Genomic DNA, 6410 nt, shown 5'->3' with positions numbered 1-6410 from the left:
TAAGAGACAGGTTGGTCAACTGCGGTGCACGCACGAGGGCTTGAGCGAGACGCTACCGGCCCGTAACTTGATCCTCCGGAACCCCCCCACCGGCACGCCTTCCTGGCGTGTCGTCAGATTCCGGAGGAAGTGCATGCTTCGTCGTCGGTTCGCCACCGTCCTGTCCGCGGTGGCGCTCACCCTGGGCGCCGTGGCCGTCTCCGCGGCCCCCGCCAACGCGGCTCCGGCCGACAAGCCCCAGGTGCTCTCCAACTGGACGCAGACCAGTGCGAGCAGCTACAACACCTGGGTCTCGGCCCGCAACAACCAGGGGGCCTGGTCCTCCTACAGCTTCGACTGGAGCACGGACTACTGCTCCAGCTCACCCGACAACCCCTTCGGCTTCCCGTTCCAGACGGCGTGCGCGCGGCACGACTTCGGGTACCGGAACTACAAGGCCCAGGGCACCTTCGACGCCAACAAGTCGCGGCTCGACAACGCCTTCTACAGCGACCTGCAGCGGGTCTGCGACAACTACTCGGGCGCCAGCGGCGCCTCCTGCGACGCGCTGGCCTGGACGTACTACCAGGCCGTCCGCGCCTTCGGCTGAGCCGACGGGACCCCCGGCCACCTGCCGGGGGTCCCGTTTTACGCGGATTTCCCCGCGTTCGGGAGGCGGTCCTCAGCCCGCGTCGTTCCGGTCGGGCGTCGCCTGCCCGGCACCGCGCGCCGTGGCCGGGTCCGAGGCCACCGGTTCCCGGGGCGAGCGCCCGCCCAGCACCCCGGCGCCGAGCACCAGCACCGTGAGCGAGAGCGTGACCAGGCCGAACGAGGCGCGCAGCGAGGCGACCTCGCCGACCATGCCGATCAGGGTCGGCGCGATGAGCCCCGTGGTGTAGGTGATGGTGGCCACGCCCGCGATGGCCTGGCTCGGGTTGGGTCCGCTGCGGCCGGCGGCCGCGAAGGCCAACGGGATCACCACCGCGATGCCGACCCCGAGCAGCGCGAACCCGACGATGCCCTGGGCCGGGACGCGGGCCGTCACCACCAGCGCCCCGCCGGCCAGTGCCAGCACCCCGCTGATCCGGACCGTCCGCACCGGGCCCATCCGTCGCACCGCCGCGTCCCCGGCCAGTCGGGCGGCGGCCATGGTGCAGGCGAACGCCGTGTAGCTGGCCGCGGCGACCGCCTCCGAGGCGCCGGCGAGGTCCCGCAGGTAGACGCCGGACCAGTCCATGCTGCCGCCCTCGGCGAGGATCGCGCACATCCCGACCACGCCGATCAGCAGCGCGGAGCGCGGCGGCAGCGCGAACCGGGGCGGCGGGTCCTCGTCCGGCCTGGCCCGCACGTCGAGCAGGCCGCGGCAGACCGGCAGCGCGGCGACCGTCAACGCCAGTGCCACCAGGGGCAGATGGACCCGGGCGTCGATTTCGAGGGAGACCGCGCCGACCCCCACGGCGGAGCCGAGCAGCGCGCCCACGGACCACATGCCGTGCAGCCCGGACATGATCGACCGGCCGTGTTCGCGCTCCACGTCCACGCCCTGCGCGTTCATCACCACGTCGGCCATCCCGGAGGCCGCGCCGTAGGCGAACAGCAGCCCGCACAGCGCCACCGTGCTGGGCGCCAGCATGGGCAGCGCCAGCGCCGCGGTCCACAGCACCAGCAGGCCGCGGACCGCGGAGCGGGCCCCGAACCGGTGCATCACGCCGCTGGCCAGCGGCATGGTCAGCGCGGCGCCGAGCGCGGGGAAGGCCAGCGCCAGACCCAGCTGGAGGGTGGTGAGGTCGAGGTGGTCCTTGAGCCAGGGGATGCGGGTGGCGAAGCTGCCGGCCACCGCGCCGTGCAGCGCGAAGACGACGCTGACGGACCGCCTGGCCCGGCGGATCCGGTCCTGGCCGGCTATCGGGGGGTGCGACATCGACATGGGGCGTCCGCGTCTCTCGTGGTTTCTCTTCGGGGGGCGGGTCGGGGACGGTTCGGCCCGGGACGCGGGCCTCCCGTAAACTATCAGGAAGGCTTCCTGATAGAAAACCCCGTCGCCCCCCGACTCTGCGAGGATCGCCACATGACCGCCCGCACCGCGACGCCGAGGACGGCCCGCGCCATCAACGACCGCATCGCCCTTGACCTGTTGGCCGCCGAGGGCTCGATGACGGCGGCCCGGCTGCGCGAGCTCACCGGCCTCTCCCGGCCCAGCGTCGCCGACCTGCTCGGCCGGCTCGGTCGGGACGGCCTGGTCACCGTCGTCGGCGAGGCGGGGGAGGAGCGGCGCGGCCCCAAGGCGCGGCTCTACGGCCTGGTGGCGGAGCGGGCGCACGTCGCCGCGCTCGACGTCCGCACCGGCTCGGTCGCCTTCGCGCTCGCCGACCTCGCCGGCCGGACCGTCGACGAGGGGCGGCTGCCGGTACCGGCCGGCACCGGCGGCACGGTCGCCGCCACCCTCGACGCCCTCGACCGGGCCCTCGACGCGGCCGGCATCGACGCCCTGCACACCGCGGTCATGGGCGCCCCCGGGCTCGTCGACCCCGCCACCGGCGCGCTGCGGCCCACCGGCTCGCTGCCCGGCTGGCACGCCGAACTCCTCGCGGCGCTGCGCTCCCGGCACGACGGCCCCGTGCTGCTGGAGAACGAGGTCAACCTGGCCGGCATCGCGGAACACCGGCACGGCGCCGTGCGGGACCGGGACAGCTTCGTGCTGGTCTGGCTCGGCCACGGGGTCGGCGCCGCCGTGGTGTTGGACGGCGCGCTGCGCCGCGGCGCCTCGGGCGGCGCGGGCGAGATCGGGTTCCTTCCGGTGCCCGGCACCGATGGCCTGCCCTCCGCGGCCGACTGCGACGGAGGCTTCCACGCCCTCGGGGCGAGCGCGGCGGTCCGCGCCCTCGCCGCGGAGCACGGGCTCCCGGTCGGCGCCGAGGCCGGCGCCCCCGCCGCCGAGGCCGTGGTCCGCGGCGCGGCCGCCGAACCCACCGGCGCCGCCGGCGCGTTCCTGACCGCCCTGGCCGAGCGCGTCGCCGTGGCCATCGCCGGCGTGGCCGCCGTCCTCGACCCCGGCTGCGTGGTGCTCGGCGGCGAGATCGGCCGCGCCGGCGGCCGGCCGCTGGCCGAGCGCGTCGCCGCCCGACTGCGCGCCGTCTCCCCGCTGGACACCGAGGTCAGGCCGGCCACCGTGACCGGCAGCCCGGTCCTCGCCGGCGCCCTGGTCACCGCGCTCGACGCCGCCCGCCGCGACCTGTTCGGACCCGACCTCATCCGGTGAGCACCCGGAGGGCGCGGCCCGGGCGCTGTGACCCGGCCCACAGCCCGGCATGATCCACCGCCGACCGTGGCAGACTGGTGGGCGTACCAGCGACACAACGCACTCCGGGGTCGGTGAAACTCCGAACCGGCGGTTATAGTCCGCGACCCGTCCGCTGCCAGCGGCCGGTTGACCAGGTGGAATTCCTGGACCGACGGTTAAAGTCCGGATGGGAGGCAGTGCGTGGCGGAGCGGTGCGCGGCGCACGCCGTGGCCGTCGGTCCTTGAGACCGGCCGTGGCATGCTCCCGCCCCCGTGTCCGTTCCGCGTTCCCGCAGCCCCGGAACCGTGCCCGAAGAGGCAGGAGGATCCGGTGGCCGCCCCCGCAGCCGCAGCACGCGACGCCCGTGAGGCCGACGCGACGCGCCGCGCCATCGAACTCGCCGCCCGCGGCCTCGGCAGCACGAGCCCCAACCCCGTCGTCGGCTGCGTCGTCCTCGACACCACGGGGCACCCCGTCGGCGAGGGCTGGCACCAGCGGGCCGGCGGCCCGCACGCCGAGGTCCACGCGCTGGCCGCCGCCGGGCCCGCCGCGCGCGGCGGCACCGCCGTCGTCACCCTGGAACCCTGCGCCCACACCGGCCGCACCGGGCCCTGCGCCCAGGCCCTGATCGACGCCGGCGTCGCCCGCGTCGTCTACGCCGTCGCCGACCCCAACCCCCAGGCCGCCGGCGGGGCCGCCGTCCTCACCGCCGCCGGCGTCGACGTGGCCGCCGGGCCGCTCGGCGCCGAGGCCGCCGAGGGCAACGCCCCCTGGCTCACCGCCGTCCGGCACGGCCGCCCCCACGTGCACTGGAAGTACGCCGCCACCCTCGACGGCCGGACGGCCGCCGCCGACGGCACCAGCCGCTGGATCACCTCCGCCGAGGCCCGCGCCGACGTGCACCGACTGCGCGCCGCCTCCGACGCGGTGCTCGTCGGCGCCGGCACCGCCCGCGCCGACGACCCCCACCTCGCCGTCCGCGGCGTCCCCGGCGCCCGCCAGCCGCTGCGCGTCGTCGTCGACACCACGGGCACCGCCGTCCCGCCCGGCGCCCGGGTCCTCGACGGCACCGCCGCGACCCTCGTCGCCGTCGCCGACGACACCCCGACCGGGGCCACCACCCACCTCGCCGACCACGCCGAGGTGGTCCGGCTGCCCCGCGCCGCCCACGGCCCGGGGCTCGACCTGACCGCGCTGCTCGCCGCCCTCCACCGGCGCGACGTCAGGTCCCTGCTGCTCGAGGGCGGCCCCACCCTGGCCGGCGCCTTCGCCGCCGCCGGCCTGATCGACCGCGTCACCGGCTACCTGGCCCCGGCCCTGCTCGGCGCCGGGCCCCAGGCACTGAACGGCGCGGGAATCACCACCATCGCGGACGCGTTGCGCCTTCGCGTCACGGACGTGGACCGGATCGGCCAGGACCTGAGGATCAGCGCCGTTCCCGTCAACGCCCCCGTTCCCAAGGAGAGCTGAGTGTTCACCGGAATCGTCGAAGAACAGGGTGAGGTCATCGCGCTCGACCGCGCGGGCGACTCGGCACGGCTGCGTCTGAGCTGTTCCGTCGTCACCGAGGGCACGGGACACGGCGGCTCCATCGCGGTCAACGGCGTCTGCCTCACCGTGATCGAGCTGGGCGAGGGCGAGTTCACCGCCGACGTGATGGCCGAGACCCTCGCCCGTTCCACCATCGGCGGCCTCGTGCCCGGCGACCGGGTCAACCTGGAACGCCCGATGGCGCTCGGCGACCGGCTCGGCGGCCACCTGGTCCAGGGCCACGTCGACGGCACCGCCACCCTCCTGGACCGCGCCCCGGGCGACCACTGGGACCTCGTCACCTTCACGCTCCCCGCCGAACTCGCCCGCTACGTGGTCGACAAGGGCTCCATCACCGTCGACGGCGTCAGCCTCACCGTGGTCGAGGCCGGCGACGACCGCTTCTCCATCGGCCTGATCCCCACCACCCTCGACCTCACCACCCTCGGCGCCAAGCGCCCGGGCGACCAGGTCAACCTCGAGGTCGACGTCGTCGGCAAGTACGTCGAGCGGCTGCTCGGCCACCGGGAGGTGAACCTCCGATGAGCGGTCTCGTCGACCAGCTCAACAGCACCGCCTTCACCGCCTTCGGCCAGCACGTCATCTGGTCCGACATGGTCGGCAACCTGGCCGGGCTCGCCGCCCTCGCCCTCGGCTGGCGCCGCTCCATCCTCACCTGGCCGGTCCAGCTCCTCTCCGGCCTGATCCTGATCGCCGCCTACGCCTCGGCCCAGCTCAGCGGGGGAGTGGGCAAGCAACTCCTGGTCATCACCGTCGCCCTGTGGGGCTGGCGGCAGTGGCAGCGCGGCCGGCACGGCAGCGACGAGGGGCGGATCACGGTCCGCTTCGCCTCCTGGCGGGAGCGCGGCGCGCTGGCGGCCGGCGCCGCGGTCGGCACCCTCGCCGTCGGCGGCCTGTTCACCGCCTTCCCCGAGCTGTCCTGGAACCCCTGGCCCGACGCCTACATCTTCGTCGGCACCCTGGTCGCCATGGTCGCCCAGGCCCGTGGCCTCGTGGAGTTCTGGTTCGCCTGGCTGCTGGTCGACCTGGTCGGGGTCCCGCTGGCCTTCGACAGCGGCCTGCCCTTCTCCGGCCTGGTCTACGTCGTCTATCTCGTCCTCGTCCTGTGGGGCATGCGGGCCTGGTGGCTCAGCTCCCGCTCCCGCGACGTGCGGGGCGGAACCGTCCTGGAAGGAGCACCCGCGTGACCGTGCCACAGACCCGCGTCGAGCGACCCGCCGTCGATCCCGAACTCGTCCTGGACCCGATCGAACGCGCCGTCGCCGACATCGCGCTCGGCCGCCCCGTGGTGGTGGTCGACCGCCCGGACCGCGAGAACGAGGGCGACCTCGTCGTCGCGGCCGAGCTGATCACCCCCGAGCTCGTCGCCTTCATGATGAGCGAGTGCCGCGGCCTGGTCTGCGTGCCCATGGAGCCCGAGGACCTGGACCGGCTCGAACTCGGACAGATGGTCGAGAAGAACACCGAGTCGATGGCCACCGCCTTCACCGTCTCGGTCGACGCCACCGCGGCGCACGGCGTCGGCACCGGCATCTCCGCCGCCGACCGCGCCACCACCATCCGGCTGCTCGCCGACCCGACCGCCGCCCCCGCCGACCT

General features: G+C 75.1%; 7 protein-coding genes and 1 riboswitch. Of the genes, 6 read left to right on the top strand and 1 reads right to left on the bottom strand.

Features of this window, described 5'->3' with window-relative positions; genetic code table 11:
• The first annotated feature begins 133 nt into the window (after positions 1 to 133).
• A complete protein-coding gene (locus E1283_RS29670) occupies positions 134 to 589 on the top strand; it encodes a phospholipase (RefSeq protein ID WP_132821253.1) in 456 nt (151 codons plus the stop codon).
• A 72-nt stretch (positions 590 to 661) separates the two neighbouring features.
• On the opposite strand, the gene E1283_RS29665 is transcribed toward E1283_RS29670, so the two are convergent.
• A complete protein-coding gene (locus E1283_RS29665) occupies positions 662 to 1900 on the bottom strand; it encodes an MFS transporter (protein ID WP_132821254.1) in 1239 nt (412 codons plus the stop codon).
• Between the two features lie 147 nt (positions 1901 to 2047).
• Here E1283_RS29665 and E1283_RS29660 point away from each other — a divergent pair, with 147 nt between their 5' ends.
• From E1283_RS29660 to E1283_RS29640, 5 genes are all read left to right on the top strand, one after another.
• Entirely contained in the window at positions 2048 to 3238 is a 1191-nt protein-coding gene (locus E1283_RS29660; RefSeq protein ID WP_132821252.1) for an ROK family transcriptional regulator, read from the top strand.
• Positions 3239 to 3333: 95 nt separating this feature from the next.
• Positions 3334 to 3464: riboswitch (FMN riboswitch) on the top strand.
• A 126-nt stretch (positions 3465 to 3590) separates the two neighbouring features.
• Entirely contained in the window at positions 3591 to 4730 is a 1140-nt protein-coding gene (gene ribD, locus E1283_RS29655; RefSeq protein WP_243745194.1) for a bifunctional diaminohydroxyphosphoribosylaminopyrimidine deaminase/5-amino-6-(5-phosphoribosylamino)uracil reductase RibD, read from the top strand.
• Complete coding sequence (locus E1283_RS29650) at positions 4731 to 5336, top strand: riboflavin synthase (RefSeq protein WP_132821250.1); 606 nt, start codon at positions 4731 to 4733, stop codon at positions 5334 to 5336. It begins immediately after the preceding gene.
• Positions 5333 to 5998, top strand: coding sequence for a nicotinamide mononucleotide transporter family protein (locus E1283_RS29645; protein WP_132821249.1), 666 nt, complete (start codon positions 5333 to 5335; stop codon positions 5996 to 5998). The genes E1283_RS29650 and E1283_RS29645 overlap by 4 nt, the downstream gene beginning before the upstream one ends.
• A 2-nt stretch (positions 5999 to 6000) precedes the next feature.
• Positions 6001 to 6410 (top strand): 3,4-dihydroxy-2-butanone-4-phosphate synthase (locus E1283_RS29640; protein WP_207930573.1); only part of this gene is annotated, 410 nt, incomplete at its 3' end.

This window comes from Streptomyces hainanensis, from assembly GCF_004348415.1.
Taxonomy (GTDB): domain Bacteria; phylum Actinomycetota; class Actinomycetes; order Streptomycetales; family Streptomycetaceae; genus Streptomyces; species Streptomyces hainanensis.
This window is presented reverse-complemented; position numbering and strand designations above follow the sequence as displayed.